This window comes from Gayadomonas joobiniege G7 (genome assembly GCF_000300815.1).
Taxonomy (GTDB): Bacteria; Pseudomonadota; Gammaproteobacteria; order Enterobacterales; family Alteromonadaceae; genus Catenovulum; species Catenovulum joobiniege.
The window spans coordinates 453,452-472,695 of sequence record NZ_AMRX01000008.1 but is presented as its reverse complement, the minus strand read 5'-3'; the positions used below and the strand labels follow the sequence as shown (position 1 = coordinate 472,695).

General features: G+C 40.4%; 11 protein-coding genes. 9 read left to right on the top strand and 2 right to left on the bottom strand.

Features of this window, described 5'->3' with window-relative positions; translation table 11 throughout:
* Positions 1-94: 94 nt before the first annotated feature.
* The 3 genes from C727_RS0116560 (at position 95) to C727_RS0116550 (ending at position 7,744) form a co-directional block, all read left to right on the top strand.
* Complete coding sequence (locus tag C727_RS0116560) at positions 95-3,709, top strand: TonB-dependent receptor (protein WP_017446780.1); 3,615 nt, start codon at positions 95-97, stop codon at positions 3,707-3,709.
* Between the two features lie 16 nt (positions 3,710-3,725).
* Entirely contained in the window at positions 3,726-6,203 is a 2,478-nt protein-coding gene (locus tag C727_RS0116555; RefSeq protein WP_017446779.1) for a hypothetical protein, read from the top strand.
* Positions 6,204-6,283: 80 nt separating this feature from the next.
* A complete protein-coding gene (locus tag C727_RS0116550; protein WP_017446778.1) occupies positions 6,284-7,744 on the top strand; it encodes a tryptophan halogenase family protein in 1,461 nt (486 codons plus the stop codon).
* 37 nt (positions 7,745-7,781) lie between these two features.
* Here C727_RS0116550 and C727_RS0116545 read toward each other — a convergent pair whose 3' ends face one another.
* A complete protein-coding gene (locus C727_RS0116545; protein ID WP_017446777.1) occupies positions 7,782-9,431 on the bottom strand; it encodes a sulfatase-like hydrolase/transferase in 1,650 nt (549 codons plus the stop codon).
* A 355-nt stretch (positions 9,432-9,786) separates the two neighbouring features.
* Between C727_RS0116545 and C727_RS0116540 the strand changes: the two genes are divergently transcribed.
* From C727_RS0116540 to C727_RS0116520, 5 genes are all read left to right on the top strand, one after another.
* The gene (locus tag C727_RS0116540) at positions 9,787-10,803 is read left to right on the top strand and encodes a zinc-binding alcohol dehydrogenase family protein (protein ID WP_017446776.1); all 1,017 of its coding nucleotides are present in this window, start codon (positions 9,787-9,789) and stop codon (positions 10,801-10,803) included.
* A gap of 8 nt (positions 10,804-10,811) precedes the next feature.
* Complete coding sequence (locus C727_RS0116535) at positions 10,812-11,645, top strand: amidohydrolase family protein (RefSeq protein WP_017446775.1); 834 nt, start codon at positions 10,812-10,814, stop codon at positions 11,643-11,645.
* A complete protein-coding gene (locus C727_RS0116530) occupies positions 11,646-13,073 on the top strand; it encodes a mannitol dehydrogenase family protein (RefSeq protein WP_017446774.1) in 1,428 nt (475 codons plus the stop codon).
* Positions 13,074-13,222: 149 nt separating this feature from the next.
* Positions 13,223-14,149 (top strand): ZIP family metal transporter, encoded by a 927-nt coding sequence (locus C727_RS0116525; protein WP_017446773.1) that lies wholly within the window; start codon positions 13,223-13,225, stop codon positions 14,147-14,149.
* 80 nt (positions 14,150-14,229) lie between these two features.
* Complete coding sequence (locus C727_RS0116520) at positions 14,230-15,126, top strand: LamG domain-containing protein (RefSeq protein ID WP_017446772.1); 897 nt, start codon at positions 14,230-14,232, stop codon at positions 15,124-15,126.
* A gap of 56 nt (positions 15,127-15,182) precedes the next feature.
* Here C727_RS0116520 and C727_RS0116515 read toward each other — a convergent pair whose 3' ends face one another.
* Positions 15,183-17,420 (bottom strand): bifunctional diguanylate cyclase/phosphodiesterase, encoded by a 2,238-nt coding sequence (locus C727_RS0116515; protein WP_017446771.1) that lies wholly within the window; start codon positions 17,418-17,420, stop codon positions 15,183-15,185.
* Positions 17,421-17,638: 218 nt separating this feature from the next.
* On the opposite strand from C727_RS0116515, the gene C727_RS0116510 reads away from it, so the two are divergent.
* Positions 17,639-19,213, top strand: a complete 1,575-nt coding sequence (locus tag C727_RS0116510; protein ID WP_017446770.1) for a sulfatase family protein — start codon at positions 17,639-17,641, stop codon at positions 19,211-19,213.
* Positions 19,214-19,244 lie beyond the last annotated feature (31 nt).

Sequence of the window (19,244 nt, the reverse complement as noted above, 5' to 3'; positions counted from 1 at the left end):
ACACACAGTTAAATTTTTATAACACAATTAACAACTCTCAATCTATCCAGCTGCATCTTGATTGCTGGAATTTAGATAACCCGGAGGATACTCAATGCCTAACTCATTTAAAACAAAGCCCATTGTACTGACAATAGCGTCAGTATTAGCGGCAAACCAATATGCTTTTGCAGCCGAAGATAAGGCTGACGATAAAAATAAAAAAGCAGAAGAAGAAACGGAAGTCATTGAAGTACAAGGTTTTAGAGGCAGTATACTTAAATCAATCAGTGAAAAGCGCAATAGCGGAAATATCTCAGATACCATTTTTGCTGAAGATATAGGTAAATCAACAGACCAAAACATTGCTGATGCGCTATCCCGTGTTACTGGGGTTTCAGTGCAAGAGCGCGACGGGGAAGGTACCCTGATTACGGTTCGTGGTGCCAATCCTAACCAAAATGTGATCACACTTAACGGGGTAACATTAACCAGTGCGAGCGACAGTCAAGCGGTTGATTTAAGTGCTTTTTCATCAGACATCCTCTCTCAGATTTCTGTCTATAAGTCCCCAAGCGCAGACCATATTGAAGGCTCATTGGGTGCAACTGTTGCACTGAAAACTTCGCGCCCGTTAAGCCGCCGCGAAACAACAGTGGCTGAAGTTCAATATCGCCGTGATGACTTTGGTGAAAACAACGACTATAAAGTATCAGCTTCCCTGTCGCGTAAGTTATTTGATGATACATTTGGGGTATTTGCTACTTTAAGTAAAGAAACGAGTTCAAATAGACGCGACCAAATACGTATCAATGATTACGAAGTTGTGGATGTAAAAATTGCTGGAACCACAGATGGTGGTGTAGTTGCCGATACTAAAGCGTTAGCGCCAAATACTGTTAACTATGATTTGTATCAAAACGAAAGTGATAGAGTCAGCGGAACACTCACCTTGCAATACGCTCCAACTGTGAATACCAATATTTTATTCAATGTTACGGCCAGTGAACAAGAATTAACGAACAACTCACAGGGCGTCAATGTTCGTCCTAAAATCACTTTAAATGAAAACTTCTTCGAAGGTGAACTACACGAATTAAAGTTAAACGGGAACGATGTCATTCCAACTTATTCAGATCCACAGCAGGATTGGTGGACCATGGACACAGAAACCCGAACCCTGGTTAAATCAGTCAACCGCTTCGGCGATGGCGGTTATTCCACCAACGCAGGTGGCGATGATATTTCTAATACGATCGTTAATTTAGAGCTTGAACAATTTATAAATGACGACATTAAAGTTAATGCAGGATTAGATTATTCTAAAACCAAACAAGACCCAAACCGCCGTCGTTTTTACTTTAGTATGTTAAGTGGTGTTAGCTCACAAGCCCTATTAGCCGCAGATCAATACGGGACTCCACATACTGGCATTCAACCCGTCGGTTATGATTGTAGCACTGGTACTTGTTTAATGGTTACTGGCACTTCAGTCATGTCTCACGAAGATAGATTAAACCTCTGGGATAACGAAAGAACAACGGGCTTTAACCCCTTAGATACTTCAGCGAACCGATACAATGGTTTCACAGTAACTGAACGTGAGGTTGAAGATGAAATGAAAGGCGGTTTCATCGATTTAGATTGGGATGTTGACTTTTTCGGCCTAACTAAAATAGAAGCCGGTGCAAGGTTCAATAAACGAGAAAAGTACGTAGATCATCAGTCCGGACGCCTGTTAAACTCAAGTAATGGTGTACCCGTCAATATTTATGATGCTTTTGGTAATATCACAGGGACGCGGATCATCACACCCGGTGAAACCTTATCGGCTGTACCATCAGAAAACTATCTAAAAGATGAAGCCTTTCCTTATGATAATTTTATGTCATCATTAGATGTACCAAGCTCAGCAGTCACAAATGGTTTCCCGCAAGTTGATATTGAAAAGTTTTTAGAGATTGCGGCCAATAAAGATCCTCAATACCAAAGAGACAACTCAAACACCCGTGGTGTTGAATTAGACAATAAAGCGTTTTATCTAAAACTTAACTTTAATCCTATCGAAAACCTAACCGGTGATATTGGTGTTCGATATGTTAAAACTGAAGTATTAGCAACTGGCTATTCTGGCATCAATTGGCCACAAGATAGCTTCAATCGCGTATTTGACCCCTTTTTATTCCGCCATTTACGCACCCCAGAACTACTTGATGGTATGCCGGAAAAAGTTGAGTGTGCTAATACCGACCCCTATTCACCGAATGATAAAACGTGGTTTAACCGAATAGATGGATATGGTTGGGACTTTAATGGGACCCCAGATGATCCAACTGATGATGTTAGAATTCCAGCAGAGCAAACATATCCTTGTTATGACCCGCTTACATTGGATAAAACGAATCACGCATCTTGGGCAAGACATACTGACTGGCGCCATTTACGTGATTTTTATAGTTTTGACCAAAGTTATATCGATGATAACGGCATTGAACGCCCATTAAATGGCAAAACAGATGAATCTTTATCTAGTTTTGGTGTTTCAGATACCCATAGTTATAGCCGTATTTTACCAAGTTTGAATTTAAACATGGCGTTTACTAATGAGCTGATTGGTCGTTTTGCCACTTCGCAGACTATGTCACATCCGCAAATAGACTCGTTGCAGCCTGGCTTTAAAATGACCCATGGTTACTGGGGTGAACCAACAAATGGTAATACTCGAGGAGCTAGCATTAATCTGCGCAATACCAAACTAGAGCCACAAGAATCCACCAATTTAGATTTATCTTTAGAATGGTACTTTAACCAAGAAGGCATGTTATCACTGGCATTTTTCCATAAGGAGCTCAAAGATTTTGAAGAGCGAGTGATCACGCCGGTTTATGGGGCTGATTTGCGCTTTTTGGATTTTTCGCAGAATTATACGCTAGAAGAACTTAATCTAACCAAAACCAAAGAAGATATTTTAGCAGAATGGCAAGAAGATCCATCCAAACTTTGGGGTGATAGAACAAATGCATGTGCCCCGAATATGGGCAGTATATTTGCAGTAAACCAAGACTGGTGGTATGCCGCAGACGCCGCTGATCAAGCAGCAGATCCAGGTGGACGTGAAGCCATGGCAACTTTTTATTGCTCACTATTTAATAAAAGTGAGTTGAGAAACGGTAAAAGTGGTCAAATTACCGGTTTAGAGTTTGCGTATCGACAAAGTTATGACTTTTTACCTGGTATTTGGTCTGGCTTAGGCATGGACTTTAACTATACCTACCAGAGCAGTAAATACGAAAGTGAGATTGTTGAGGGGCGAAAGCTTCCTGAATTCCCTACTGCATGGGCACCAGAACACTCTTATAACTTTGCCGGTTATTGGCAAAAACATGGCCACTTGATTCGATTAGCCTATCGCGGCAAAACAGATGAGCTTATTAACCGGGGACAGGAACAAGGGGCTTTATGGCGTGAAGGTTCAGGTCGCTTAGATTTAACTGCAAACTATAAAATAAATAATACGTTTAGCCTTTCATTTCAGGCGCTTAACTTAACCGACACTGAAACTCGTAACTATTATACCAGTGTTTTTAATGAGCTGGACTTTGACAGCGAAGGCAATGGCATTGATTTTGATGAAGGCAATGCGCTGGATGGTGGTGTTAATAAAAGTCGGACCATGCTGAGCTACAAAAATGGCCGTACCTATCGATTAAGTTTAAGAGCAAATTTTTAAGGCGAGGATAAATCCAATGAAAAAGCATTTTTATAATACATTAGCATCCGCAGTCGTCTTAGCTTTGACGGCTTGTGGTGGCAGCAGCGATGGCGGTAGTCAAAATGCTGCTAAGGGCACCTTGGTGCTGGATACCGCCGTTCTGGCAGATCAATATAGTAGTGTTGTAACAGATACACTGCCCGACAGTGGTTTAACTGTCGAACGCTGGGAATATAACTTTACCGAGTCTCAACGTTCGTTCGCCAGTACTGGTGAAGAATATTTTGAGATCGATCTGCTTAAAGGCGTTGAACCCTCTAAGTCGGGTAAACCACTTGAAGTTAAAAATATCGAATATTTCTGGCGCGGCCCAGATTGTTCAGATACTTTATTAGCCGCGGTGAACTACCCTGAATACTGTGATGAAATATTGGCTCACTTTAATGTTGAAGCTGGTGAGCAAATCTTATTTAACCTGGTGCAAGACATTCGTGAGTATCAAAATTTACCGCGGATAACAGATCCTGAATATGGTTTTAGTTTCACTCAAAATACGTTAAGAGTTGCCCCCTATGAATTTATGCCTTTATTGCGTGATACAGAAACCGCAGTATTGAACTTTCGCTACTTGGTGACGGATGGTGAAAATGAAGTGGTTAGATATTTAAAGGTGACAGTTAACGGTGAAGACAGTGCGCCAACCTGGGTTGTTTATGATGGTAATGAGCCGACTGATACACCTTACGAGATGCCACATACATTTGGCTCTGAAAAGAGTGATGCTCAAGCCTTTGATTTTATGTATGGTTATTATGACAAGGACATCGCTAAAAACAGGGAAATGATGCTAAAAGACGGGGATCTAAGTAAAAAATATAATAGAGACAATACTTACCGTATTGAGCAGATAGGTGTGGTCGGGCCACCAACCGTTAAACCAATAGACACCGACATTGAATTTTCGGCTGATGACTTGAACGCTTTTGTAAATGTTATCACCACCCAAGACCCAACATTTGAGCAATTGTCTTCATATAATGTGGTGATCAACCCTAAACGCTTAGCTAATTATTTAGATAACGGCGACCGAGTTGATTTTGACATTACCGTAACCTTTACCGACGGTCATAACGAAGTTGATCGCACCATGCGGTATACGCTATTTGGTGCTAGTGAAGGAAATAATTCGCCAGTCTTTATCGAAGAAAAATTTAACGCAAATGTATCGACCAATAGTAGCAACTCAATATTCTTAAATCTGCTGGATGGCGTACTGGAGCCAGACGGGGATTCAATGGAGCCAGTCGACTTACAAGCCAGCGGCTCAGCCTTTGGTGGTGTGATAGACCCTGTCAGTGGTAGTTTGTTAATAGATCCGGCTTACTTTACCTATCTGAAAGAAGGCGAAACCGAAGAGGTAACTTATACCTATAAAATTACTGATGGCGAATTTACCACTGATGAGCGCACATATGTAGTGACCATTACTGGTAGCGATAATAATATGCTAGGTGCACGCGGCGATTTTGAAAGTGGGGCGTTAGATAATAATATTGTTTATCAATGGGCGCCAAGCGGTGCTGACTCGCTTGCTGTTAGCTCGGACATAACGTTGCCAGGGTCTGATTATTCACTGCACAGCAAAGAAGGGAGCGTATTTTTTAGAATTGAAGCCGATGCAATAGACGGTACTTTAAAACAAGGTGATCTCTTTTATTTTAGCTATTATCTAAATACCCAACACCCTTGGAGCACTACAACTTGTTACTTTAATAAAAATGGTACCTATAATGGTGCAGATCATTTATATATTACAAGTACCCAAAATGCGGGTGCTGCCAAAGGCAGTTGGACGGAGCGTACAACCACACTAGAAGCGAATGAATTTTTTGATGGCAATAAAACGTTCGGGGTAACTTGCTTAGGCGGGGCAGATCATTATTTTGACGAATTTTCTATCGTTAAAATTGATACGAATAACCGTAGTTTGATTAAAAATAGCGGCTTTAGTAATGGTTTAAGCACAGGTTGGAGTTCTGGAGCAGATAGCATTGAAGTGAATGCGGCTGCCAGCTCCAATGCAAACCCTAGTGCACCTAATCAATTTGGCTTAGAAGTTAAAAATACCGATGGATGGACAACCTTGGTGTATTCAGATATACCAAAAGGTGCTATTAAAAATGGCATGCGCTATGTTGTTGAGTTTGATTACCAAAACCCAGGCTATGACAAAGACACTAATTCCGCAAAACGTATTAAAGCGTTTTTGAAAAGTGGCAATGAGACTGTGCGTAAAATTGTTTACGATGGTCCCACCAGCGCCACAAAATGGGATAAAAAACGCTTACATTTAAATACGATATCGTTAGGCCATGATGTAGAAGGTGCTTTGGTATCAGATCCTAACTATGATTGGGCCGCTGCTGAAGATGTGACTTTACACATTGAAATTCCGCCAAATGCACACTATCGTTTTGATAATGTTCGTTTGTACCCGGTTCCTCAGCGCTAATCTTAAATTAAGCACAAACGAATAACAGCCGGCATTACCGGCTGTTTTTTTATCTGTACGCAAAATATAAGAGCCTCACAATGAAAAAAAACATACTAATTGTCGGTGGCGGAACTTCAGGTTGGATGTCGGCCGCACTTTTAAAAAAAAACTGGCCCGACGCAAAGGTTTGTTTAGTTGAATCGCCAAACATTGCAACCGTAGGGGTCGGTGAAGGTTCAACCCCTTATATTCAAACTCTGTTTGAGCAATTGGGCATAGCCGAAAAAGACTGGATGCCATTTTGTAACGCCACTTTTAAAAATGGTATACGATTTCACAATTGGTCTAGCCACAATCAATATCAAAGCTACTTTCACCCTTTTTTAAGTGAACTTGATCAGGTTCCTAGCAAGATTTTTGCAAATCACACACGCCTAAAACGCCAAGGGGTTGACCTTGATGTACATCCTGACAATTATTTTATTACCCCCGCATTAAGCCGGCAGCGCAAACGCGCAGTGTTACCTGATGGTAAAAATGCGCCACAAACCTTGTATGCTTATCATTTTGATGCTGCTAAATTGGCTCAACTACTGACCAAAAAAGCGGTCGAACTCGGCGTTGAACACAAAAGAGATACCATCTCAGCGGTAAATCAAAATACAGATGGCAGTCTCTCGTCGCTAGACACTCAAAGTGGAGAGACGCTAGTAGCGGATCTCTTTGTCGATTGCACAGGCTTTACGGCCCTGCTGATTGATAAAACATTAAATGTGCCTTTTATTTCTTATGCAAATAATTTGTTTAACGACTCCGCAGTGGCAATAGCCTCAGAACCGCAGCCAGCGTATTTACCCCAAACCGACTCAATCGCCCTTACAGCGGGTTGGGCTTGGCGTATTCCACTATTAAATAGAACCGGCAATGGCTATGTGTACAGCAGTCGCTACTTAGACTCATCAGCCGCCGAGCAAGAACTTAGAAATATGATTAACAGCCCTAACGGAGAATCTGCAGCCGCCCGTCACTTAAACATGCGGGTGGGCCGCTCTAGCCAACACTGGTATAAAAACTGTCTTGCTATTGGCCTCTCACAGGGTTTTATCGAACCACTAGAAGCAACTGCACTTAATTTTGTGCAAGATACACTCATGAGTTTTATCAGAATAAATGAGCAGACAGCTGATAAAGATTCGGCACGCCAATTATTTAATGACAAGATAAATACCGCATTTGAGCGTGTGCGGGATTATATTGTCTGCCATTATCGTTGCAACTCTAGACAAGATAGTGATTATTGGCTAGATGCTCAAAAAATCCCAGTATCCGATGAACTGGAAGCGATTTTACAATGTTGGCAAGAAGGTGGCGATCTCAGCGCCCTTTTAGAAAATAAGCAGTTAACTGGCTACTACCCTTCCGCATCTTGGCACAGTTTATTAGCCGGTTATGGCTGCTTTCCCGCCGCTAAAATGCCCGCGGCAGAAAAAGATAACCGGCAAATAAAGCAGATCCTTGCGAAACGCGCTCAGATTATTGACTATTTTTTACCAGTTTAAACCCGTGTGATACACGGGTTTATTTTAGGCCTACTGGTTAGTCATTCCAATGCGCTTGAATGATTTTATCTAGGTGAGGATAATTTTCATCGGTTTCATTGTATAGATTACGCTGGCGTTTAAGCTCGGCTTTAAGTTTTGCCGTGATCTCTGCATAAGCCGGATCACCATATACATTATTTAACTCTTGAGGATCTTTGCGCAAATCATAAAGTTCCCAAGCAACCGGCGTGGCTATCTCATTGTTAAGTTTACCTGTTTTTTCGACCCACTTTCTGTCATAGAAAAATGGTGTATGACCAGTTTTAAAACCTTTACCATAAAAGAAAATAAGCTTGTAGTCTTTAGTTCTTAAACCAAAGTGAGCCGGTACATCATGATATTGTCTATGTGTCCAATAACGATAATAAGATGCCCAACGCCAGTCATCAATTTGTTCACCGTATAAAGCGGCTTTAAAACTACGACCATGCATGTCGTCTGGGACACTTTGGCCAGCTAAATCTAAAATAAACGGGGCAAAATCAGTATTATTAATTAACAAATCACTGCTTTTAGGACCATTTTTAACTCTAGGATCGTGCACAATAAACGGCATATGAATCGACTCTTCATAAAACCAGCGTTTGTCTTGTAAATCATGTTCACCTAACATCATGCCCTGATCTGAGGTATAAATAATAATGGTATTTTCGTACTCGCCTATGTCTTTTAAAGTCTGAATTAAGCGCGCAATATTATCGTCAACGCCTTTAACACACCGTAAATAAGCTTTTAAAAACTTTTGATACGCTTGATGAGTGAACTCGTCATGCGGCAAAGATGGATCTATGCCGAGATCTCGCCCCAGACTTCGTCTGTTGTGTCGCTGAGAAATAGAGGTCCCTAAATCGTTCACCAGTTCGTTATTCACACCTTTAGTCGCAATCGAGCCTTGGCTATCCAATTGTTTGTATAGATCGACGGGCTCTGGAATTTCTACATCGGCTAAATAATCTTCGTATCTGGGTGCATATTCAAAATAGTCATGTGGCGCTTTAAACTGGTGCATCAAAAAGAAAGGTTTACCCTCTTTTTTTCGTTTTTTTAACCATTCTATAGATAAATCAGTAATAATATCGCTGGAGTGACCTTTATAGGTTTTAGTATTTTTAGGCCAAGGTTTGTCACCTTGCACGCGAAACAAGGGATCAAAATAAGTCCCTTGCATTTTTAGTACTTGGTAATAATCAAAGGCGCCCGGCTCTTTTTTCAAATGCCACTTTCCTATTACGGCAGTTTCATATCCGGCATCAGACATGAGTCTAGGTAAAGTTTGCTGCTCGGTTGACAAAGATCCAACTAAATCCAACACGCCGTTCGTTTGGCTATATTGACCGGTTAAAATAGTTGCTCGACTCGGTGTGCAAATAGAGTTAGTCACAAACACGTTTTTAAAATACATGCCTTCGTCGGCGAGCTTATCTAATGTGGGTGTCGGATTTAATTTAGCTAAACGACTGCCATACTTCCCTACTGCTTGCGCTGCATGATCGTCTGTCATTATATAAAGAATATTCATTTGTTTTTGCTGTTCGACCACTTGAGGTTTTTTTTCAGCAACAATTGGCTGCTCGCTCGCATTCTTTTGACTACAAGCAGATAAGCACAATATTGACAACGCAGTAAGCGCATACTTTAAAATCATATTGGGTTCCTTAAACATTTAAATGCAAATCAAATAATTCATATCAAAACAATTTGCAAATCAAGTTGATTAAATTATTATAACCGCAATCAAAAAGTAAACAATATTCAATATTAAGTTTACATTAAATATAATGTTACAAAAAAATTTTATAACCAAAAATTCAACTATTAAATATAGCCGGCGTATCGAAGAACTATGTTAGCTGCGAATACGCACTTTGCCTTCAAACGTAACAGCAAACTTACAAATTAAATATAAATACAGCTTTTCATTTATGGATTATAATGTAAAATTAACTTATGTGTAAAAAATAGAATTTAGATTTAATCTAAATAGTAGGTGGAGATACGCTATGAAATCTATCGTTTGTGTCAAACCTGGGCAAATGGAAGCTCAGGAAAAGCCCATTCCCAAAGCCGCTGCTGGTGAAGTTGTGGTTAAAATAAGAGCTGTCGGTGTGTGCGGCACAGATATCCATGCTTATGCGGGTAACCAACCTTATTTCGAATACCCTCGAGTATTAGGTCACGAATTAGCTGGTACTATTATTGAAACCGGTGAAAATTGTGGTTTATCGGTTGGCCAGAACGTTTATGTGATCCCGTATCTTTCGTGCGGTCAGTGCATTGCATGTAAACAAGGCAAAACCAATGCTTGTCAAAATATTCAAGTAATAGGTGTTCATGCAGATGGGGGTATGTGTGAATACCTGAACGTGCCGGAATCTGCTGTAGTGGCTGCTGACAACTTAGCTTTTGAGCAAATGGCTTTAATTGAATGCCTGGCAATAGGTGCTCACGCAGTACGCAGAGCTGACATTAAAAAGGGCGAAAAGGTGTTAGTAATGGGGTCAGGCCCTATTGGTATGGGCGTCATCCAATTTGCGCAGGAAAAAGGAGCTGATGTCATCGTATCTGATTTAAATGAAGATCGACTGGCCTTTTGTCAAAAAGAGTTTAATACTTTTGGTACTATTAAAGCAGGGCCACAAATGCGTGATGAGCTTGCTAAACTAACAGACAACAATTTTGCCGAAGTAATATTTGACTGCTCAGGTTCAGTCCATGCAATGCAATCAGCATTTACTAATCTTGCACATGGTGGCCGAATTGTATTTGTCAGTTTAGTTAAAGGTGAAATTAGCTTTAACGACCCAGAGTTTCATAAACGTGAAACCACTTTAATGGGAAGCCGTAATGCCACCAAAGAAGATTTTGAGCATGTGGTAGACTGCATGACTAGAGGCGTGGTCAAGAGCAATGCTATGATCACACATAGAACGTCATTTGATAAATTAGTGGAAGTATTTCCCGACTGGGTGAAACCGGAATCCGGTATGCTCAAGGGGTTAATTGAATTTGATAGTTAGGAGATAGTATGCGTATCGATGCTCACCAGCATTTTTGGATCTACTCAGAGCAGGATTATGGGTGGATAGATGAGTCAATGAAAGGATTAAAAAGAGACTTTCTGCCCGAACATTTAGCCGTCGAGCTGGAACAATGTAAACTTGATGGTAGCATCGTAGTGCAGGCTAGACAAACTCTGCAAGAAACCGAATGGTTATTAGAATTAGCCAAAAAAAATTCATTAATTAAAGGGGTTGTCGGTTGGATTGATCTGAAGGCCGACAATATATCGGATCAGCTAAACCAATGGCAAGATGTAGAGCAACTTAAAGGCTTCCGCCATGTACTACAAGACGAGCCTGAGCCGCTCTTTATGTTAAACCCTTCTTTTGTAAAAGGTCTAAAACAGTTATCTAACACTCGTTTTGTCTACGATTTATTAGTCTTTCATCACCAATTACCTCAATCTATCGAACTGGTTAACCAAGTACCTGAGCTGCCGATAGTATTAGATCATATCGCTAAACCCGACATTAAAAATGGACAGAGTTTTAAAAACTGGGAAAACGGTATTCGCACTTTAGCTCAGCATTCCCATGTCATGTGTAAAGTATCTGGTATGGTGACAGAAGCAGACTGGCAAAACTGGCAAGCAGACGACTTTGAAGCCTATTTAGATGTTATTTTTTCAGCCTTTGGCCCTGAACGTATCATGTATGGTTCAGATTGGCCGGTGTGTTTGGTTGCAGGTAACTATCAAAAAATATTTAAAATTATCGAAGAGTACGTCAATAAAAACTGTCCCAGCCAATGCGACTTAATATTTGGACAAAACGCAGCAAGTTTTTACAAGGTCAGCTAAATGAAACTAAATAATAAAACATTACAGACGCTTAAAGCGCAAGGCAGCACATTAAAATTTCCAAGCTATGACAGAGAAGCGACCAAAATAGGCATAGTTCACTTAGGTCCCGGCGCTTTTCACCGCGCTCACCAAGCAGTATTTACCCATGATGCCATGAACGAATATGGTGGCGACTGGGGCATTTGCGCTGTTTCTATGCGTAGTGCTACAGCGCGAGATGAGTTAACCCCTCAGGATGGCCTGTATGGTTTAGTGGTAAACGACATAGACTCTGACTTTCAAGTAATAGGCTCGATCAAAAAAGTCTTAGTACTGGGTGATCAACTAGATGAAATACTGGATCAATTAAAAAGCGCAGACACTAAAATCGTAAGTTTAACCGTCACAGAAAAAGGCTATTGTTTAAATGGTCAAGGTGAGCTAGATCTGACCCACCCTGATATCGTTCACGATATTAAAAATCCGCGCCAGCCGCTCTCAGCACCTGGTTTAATTGTGGCTGGTCTAAACTTACGTAAAAGCCAAAATACGCCTGCGTTTAACGTTTTAAGTTGTGACAATTTACCGGATAATGGCGTTAAACTTAAAGGTGCGGTTATTCAGTTAGCTAAACAAAATGATCCTGACTTGGCGACATGGATCGAACAGAATGTGATTTTCCCTTGTAGCATGGTAGACAGTATCACGCCAAAAACCGAAGATAGTACCCGCGAGTATGTTAAAACCGAATTTGGTCTTGACGATGCTTGGCCAATTCAACGGGAAGCTTTTACCCAGTGGATCATAGATGACACTCTACCAGAACCCAAACCTGCATGGGATAAAGTGGGTGTTATATTCACCCCCCATATCGATCAGTTCGAACAGGCAAAATTACGGATCTTAAATGGGACCCACTCTACCCTCGCCTATATGGGTTTATTAAAAGGCCATGAAAGTGTTTATCAAGCGATCAGTGACAAGGCATTAAAAGCACATTGCCTAGCCATGCTAACGGAAGAAATTATTCCATCCATGCCCGAAATTACTGAATTAGATTTATCTGAGTATGCTAACGACATTATTAAGCGCTTTGAAAATCCGAATATTGTGCACTTATTAAGTCAAATTGCGTGGGACGGTTCGCAAAAATTGCCGATTCGCCTATTACAAACGCTAACGGATAACTTAACAGCAGATCGTCCTATTGATAAAATCAGCACAGCAATTGCAGCTTGGCTCAAAGTAATTAAATATAAACAAGTACATGCAGAAGAGCTAGTAGATCCTAAAGCTGACTTATTAATTGATTTAGTGAGTCAGTATGAAACTTGGTCAACCGAAAATGTTGCCCACTTTGTGCAAAACTCAGGGGTATTTAACGAACAACTCAAATCATCCGAGCTGTTTTTACAAACATTAAAAGCGGCCCTGCAAAAACTTTAACCGAAACGACCAATATCTTCGTTAAACATTTAAACGGGATATTGGTCATTTTTTTGATCTATTTATCAGACTCTCTCATACTTTAACTTGTGTTTGAGAAACACTTAGATGATAATAATTATCAATTACAAGTAACTGAGGTATGATTGATGAGCCAATCTGAAACACTCTCGCTAAGTCAAGAAATCAAGCTCCATGCTAAACAAAAGCCATTTGCAGCGGCTGGTTTATTGCTCGCTCTGCTTATTGTTGTGGCGATGTTTGTGATGAGCTGTTTAAATATATCTCAGCATAAATTAATCCAACAAGCATTAAATTATGCCTTATTAGGTGGCACTGCTGGTTTTGTTGCGACCACAGTAGGCGCTTTACCCGCCCTGTTTTTAAAAAACATTCCACGAAAAATAGAAGACATTATGTTAGGGCTTGCAGCAGGAATGATGTTAGCTGCTGCTGCTTTTTCATTACTCTTGCCAGGGTTAGAGGCTGGCGAAGCGCTAACAAACCATGCAGGTACGGGGGCTGCAATTGTTGTCGCAGGTATGATGTTAGGTGTTTTGTTAATGTTGGGGTTGGACGAGTTTACCCCGCACGAACACAGTAAAACGGGTCCTTGTGGGCCAGGTCATGAACGCTGCAATAGGGTTTGGCTATTCGTTTTTGCGATTGCATTACATAACTTACCGGAAGGTATGGCAGTCGGCGTTGCATTCAGCCCAGGTGAATTAAGTGCAGGGCTTCCTTTAGCTACCGCAATTGCTTTGCAGGACATCCCTGAAGGTTTAGCGGTTGCAATGGCTTTAAGAAGTGCTGGTTTTGGAGCAGGTTTATCTGTGAGCGTTTCCGCATTAAGTGGTTTATTAGAACCCATAGGTGCGTTAATTGGTGTAGGTTTAACGAGTGGCCTAGCACTGACTTACCCAGCAGGAATGGGGCTTGCGGCTGGTGCTATGATATTCGTGGTATCGCATGAGGTTATCCCCGAAACCCATAGAAATGGCCACCAAACAGCAGCGACCATAGGTTTAATGTTCGGTTTTGCCGTGATGATGGTACTGGACACTTCGCTAGGGTAATATATATGAATATTTCAATTTAAATACAAAAAATATTAAGGTATATTTTGTTTACCTTTTAGACAAAATATACCTATATTATGAAAACAAAAATCAGCTTGATATTAATAGTCTGTTCATATCTTACAGCCTGTGTAACCAGTCAACCTCAATCAACACCTATTTCTGCCACTGGCCCCTACATACTGCCAGGCCAAGCCCCGCAAATCGAAAACAAACAATGGCAGTTGGTCGAAAATATGTCAGATGAATTTAATGACACTGAAATTGATCTTAATAAATGGCAAATAGAGCCAGAAGGTAACGGCTGGGGCTGGATCGGTCGGCCGCCTGGGTTATTTAAAGCCGAGAACGTCTCAGAAAAAGGCGGCGCAATGCAAGTTGAGGTGAGCGTTTTATCTGAGCCACTTATACAGAAAGGCCGCGAATATACGTACCAGGGTGCTATCGTTCGCTCGATTAATCCGGGCCAACCGGGTTGGTATTTTGAAACCCGTATGAAAGCGAATGCCACAGAAATGTCATCAACTTTCTGGTTAATGACTAAAGGCAATTCTAAAAAGAAGCTGGAATTAGATATTCAAGAATGTGTAGGCACTACTTCTGAACTGACAAAAAGTTGGGCGAAAGAATGGGATCAAATTTTTCATTCAAATACGATCCACCGCAAAAATCAATACAACCCAGAACCGATTCAGATCCAAGATTCGGTTAAAACAGAAACCAAAAACCATGAACGTTATTATGTTTATGCGGCTTGGTGGAAGTCAACTGATGAGATACGTTTTTATTTAGATGGCCGCTACGTCTATTCAATCACCCCCCCTGCAGTATGGGATGTTCCTGCATTTATTCAAATGGCAATTGAAACTTACGACTGGAATCCTGTGCCCGCTGATGGCGGCATGGTCAAAAAAGGCAATAAAACTGAACGCACTACCTATTATGATTGGGTTCGCGTTTGGCGACACAATTAACCTTGATAACGGCTTAAGTGTACTCGTTTAATTCTTGCTCAATCAGGTTAATCATATTAACCTGATTGATCATCTTTCCGCCGGCAATACTCTATACATTCATCAATCGACATGGGTTTTGCAAAATAATAGCCCTGGTAAGAGTCGCAGCCCAATTGGTTTAGAATATTGTATTGGCTAATGTGTTCTATGCCTTCAGCCACAACGAACATATGATAACTTTTTGCGATTGCAATTATGTTTTTTATCATTTTTTGATGAGAAAGCAAATCGTCAACATCATCAACAAAAGATTTATCTATCTTAAGTTCATCAATTGGCAATTTAGCCAACATATTGAGCGACGAATACCCAGTGCCAAAATCATCCATTGATATCAACACACCGGTTGTTTTTAAAATATTGAGCCGCTTAATCGTTTGTTCAGGCTCTGTAATCAACATGGATTCCGTAATTTCGAGCGTTAAATAAGTTGGATCAAACTGGGTAAATAACAAGATTTTTTTTAACTCGTATATAAATTCTGGATGGTTTAGTTGGCTAACCGATATATTCACAGATAAATGAACGGGTAACTTAATATCAGACATGAGTTGTTTAATATCAATCAAAGCTTTTTCTAAAACGAATGCGCCCAATAAGGGCATTTGGCCTAATGTTTCTGCTGCAGGAATAAATACGTCTGGCCCTGGGTTAGATAACGTCTCATTGCGCCAGCGTAACAAGGCTTCTACCCCCCAAATTTGACCATTGCGCAATATCTGTGGCTGATAAACAAGATAAAATTCATTTGCCTCTACCGCAGGTGCTATGCTTTGCTCAATCAACATCTGACGTTTATAGGCTTGGCTCAGTGCAGGATTAAATTCATTGTAAAAACGAGCCTCTTTTAGCGCACTCTCCATTGCAATGTGGGCACCTAACATAAGTTCTGACAACTCAGTACCATGATGCGGGTAGTCAACAACCCCAAGCCGGCAGCTCACATTAAGTTTAGCCATCCCATACGAATAAGGCATGGTTAGCAGATTTTGTAATCTGGCTAAAAACTTACTTTTTTTGCAGATCTTTTTGGGCAGTAACAATAAAAATTCATCCGCATTTAAATGTATTAAATGACCCTTGGCAGGTATAACACTTTGCAAACGGTTTGCTAATTCCAGCAATACGTGATCTGCCACTACCTCTCCATGACTGTCATTAATATTTTTATATTTATTGATATTTAATAAAATAAAACAAAAAGCTCGTTCAAGCCCTGTAACTAACTCGTCAAATTCGCAGTAAAGATATTGCCTATTAGGCAAGTGAGTTATCGGGTGATGATTTGCCTGATAGATTAACTGGGCCTGCGTTTGAATATGTATATTTTGAATGCGCCAAAACGCGTAAAAACAGCCTGCTAACACTAAAATACAAACCGCAATATGGGTCATTAATATCGGAATATACTGATTTATTAAGTGATCGTATAAAAAATAAGTTCCAACCCAAAGTTTTAATTCTGGAATATAACTGAAAGATTTTAAATACCTCTGTTGATCAAGCGCATGTGTATCAACAAAACTAAAAACCTGTTCTGCTTTTAGCACTTTACGATTGGCTGAAACACGAGTCAACAATTGATCCTGCTCTGATTTTGGCAGTGGTGTTGAATAAACCCGATCGGGAAAAGCGCCAGTTCGCAGATATATTTGCCGATAAAAATCTTTTTCCCGAAAAATTTCAATGATATCAACTTGATTTAAAATCCCCTCATTAAACCAAGATTCGTAATGAACGTATGCACCGACAGATATCACGTATTTAACCATGCCACCATCATAAACCGCTTTACGGATTGGAATACCGGTTAAATTTTTATCCTTAAAGCGATAAGTTCGGCCAATGACAATGTCTTTCGAAGACAAGGCTTCTAAAAATGAATCTCGGCTAAACTCGCTATCTAGAACGTTAATGTGCAGCTTTCTATCCCCAGATGAAGAGGTATAAGCGATCCATCCGTCTGGCTGAATAACCGCAAATCCGGTCACCGAATCTTTTTCGTCAATTAAATCGTAAAAAAACTCTCGAGTGACCTGCTTTTGCTTAACTAATATATTCAAAATGATTTTTAGTTGATTCAGATACGCAGATACAGACTTAGCGACCAGTTGGCAGTGGTCTTGGTTGGATGACACAATTTGGCTATTTAAACGTTGCCAACTAACCACAGCCGAACACACCACAATAACTAAAATACTAATGACAACTGGGATCAAATAAAACCATGATTTGTTTAATGGCGCGTGCATACTCTGCCCTAGGTTGTAGAAAGTACTGCCCCGTTGCTTCCTAAAATGTTTTCCGTTTGTTCAGTATAGTAAAGTTATACCGATGCACTGTTAATTTAATCAAAGTTAGTGAATAACTTAAGGCAACAACAGGCACATAAAAAATCATACTAAAAAATAACTTTTCATATTTACACACAAAGTTTATACTGTTAAAAAAATGTAATTTGCAGAAAATAATGAAACTATCCACGAAAAAAATCTTAATAACTTTATCCATTATATTTTTATTTGCCTGTAGCCAGCAGGCTCAGTATGTCGAGCCAAGCACAAGCAATAAAGAGGCGCTTAAAAAACCCAACATATTAGTGATTTTAGCTGACGATTTAGGGTCGGGCGATGTGAGTTATTTCAACCGGAATATTTTACGTAAACCCTCTACCGTAGAGACGCCAGCTATCGATAGCCTGGCCGAGCGCGGTATCTGGTTTAATAACGGCCATTCTGCAACAGCACTCTGTGCACCAACTCGGTATGCAGTGTTAAGTGGTAATAATAATTATCGCTCTTATGCGCCATGGGGTGTTTGGAATACCTTTAGACCCAATGCAATAAAAGATACTGATATGACACTTGCGAACGCGGTAAAACCACAAGGCTACCGCACTGGTTTTATTGGTAAGTGGCATTTAGGCGGTGATTTTGCTGAAAAAGGAACAAATAAAGTCTACCGTGGGACCGACTATAAAGAACAAAATAAAATTGACCTGACAAAAATGATTGGTGGTGGTCCAAATAATTTGGGCTTTGATTATAGCTATATGCTACCAACGGGTATCCAAGGGCCTATTTATTTAGCCTACGAAAACCAAATTTGGCATCCTTTACACAAAGATTCTAAAATTAAATATCTAGATGAAAATACAGCCATAGAGCCTAAAATTGTCAGTGATAAAGGTCCAGGCATGGGCGATAGCCATTGGGATACTCGTAAAATGGGAGATATTCTCTCGCAAAAAGCGGTGAATTTTATTACCCAAAAAGCTTCAAATGAGCCGTTTTTTCTTTATTATGCAACGCCTATGGTTCATATACCGCACATGCCACCTGCCAAGTTTGATGGTGAAAAAGTGGCTGGTAGCACGCCGTCTGCTCATCTAGACATGATCAAAGAACTGGATTTGCAAATCAACAGAATATTAAATGCCCTTAAACAATCGGGACAATACGACAATACCCTAGTGGTGTTAGTTTCTGACAATGGTGGCTTGTTGAAAAAAGGCAGCATTCAAGCTGGGCACAAAACCAGTGGTATTTATCGTGGCTCTAAAAATTTACCTTACGAGGGTGGTCATAGAACGCCTTATATTATTAGCTGGCCAGCAAAAATCAAGTCAGGCCAGATTTCAGATGAAGCGGTTGTCGTACAAGACATTTTAGCCACTATAGCAGCAGCCTCAGGTCGTCAGCTAAATGCAGAAGAAGCCCCAGACAGTAATAATTTATTGCCACTCGTCACCAACCAAGAGCAATTTTTCAGTCGTAACCAGATGTTTTTACAAGGTGGCAGTAAAACCCAAGCCATATATGTTAAAAACAATTGGAAACTTATTTTGCAGAGCAACTACAAGCTAAATAAGTTTGAACCTATTGCTTTGTTTGATTTATCAAACAATATCCGCGAATTAGAGTCAGGCAATTTAGTCAATACGTTGACCGATCGTGTTGAACGCATGCGGGAGGAATATTTAACGATCCGTGAATCAAAACAGCCAACTGCGCCTAAATACCTTTCGTCAATAGACAAACACTAACAAGTCTGGATAATCTGCCGATAGCAATATC

What these genes read in the sequence shown, in the direction of transcription:
- C727_RS0116535 (WP_017446775.1), top strand. Translation starts at nt 10,812, where the DNA reads ATGCGTATCGATGCTCACCAGCATTTTTGGATCTACTCAGAGCAGGAT.
- C727_RS0116545 (WP_017446777.1), bottom strand. Translation starts at nt 9,431, where the DNA reads ATGATTTTAAAGTATGCGCTTACTGCGTTGTCAATATTGTGCTTATCT.
- C727_RS0116530 (WP_017446774.1), top strand. Translation starts at nt 11,646, where the DNA reads ATGAAACTAAATAATAAAACATTACAGACGCTTAAAGCGCAAGGCAGC.
- C727_RS0116525 (WP_017446773.1), top strand. Translation starts at nt 13,223, where the DNA reads ATGAGCCAATCTGAAACACTCTCGCTAAGTCAAGAAATCAAGCTCCAT.
- C727_RS0116510 (WP_017446770.1), top strand. Translation starts at nt 17,639, where the DNA reads ATGAAACTATCCACGAAAAAAATCTTAATAACTTTATCCATTATATTT.
- C727_RS0116560 (WP_017446780.1), top strand. Translation starts at nt 95, where the DNA reads ATGCCTAACTCATTTAAAACAAAGCCCATTGTACTGACAATAGCGTCA.
- C727_RS0116540 (WP_017446776.1), top strand. Translation starts at nt 9,787, where the DNA reads ATGAAATCTATCGTTTGTGTCAAACCTGGGCAAATGGAAGCTCAGGAA.
- C727_RS0116555 (WP_017446779.1), top strand. Translation starts at nt 3,726, where the DNA reads ATGAAAAAGCATTTTTATAATACATTAGCATCCGCAGTCGTCTTAGCT.
- C727_RS0116550 (WP_017446778.1), top strand. Translation starts at nt 6,284, where the DNA reads ATGAAAAAAAACATACTAATTGTCGGTGGCGGAACTTCAGGTTGGATG.
- C727_RS0116520 (WP_017446772.1), top strand. Translation starts at nt 14,230, where the DNA reads ATGAAAACAAAAATCAGCTTGATATTAATAGTCTGTTCATATCTTACA.
- C727_RS0116515 (WP_017446771.1), bottom strand. Translation starts at nt 17,420, where the DNA reads ATGCACGCGCCATTAAACAAATCATGGTTTTATTTGATCCCAGTTGTC.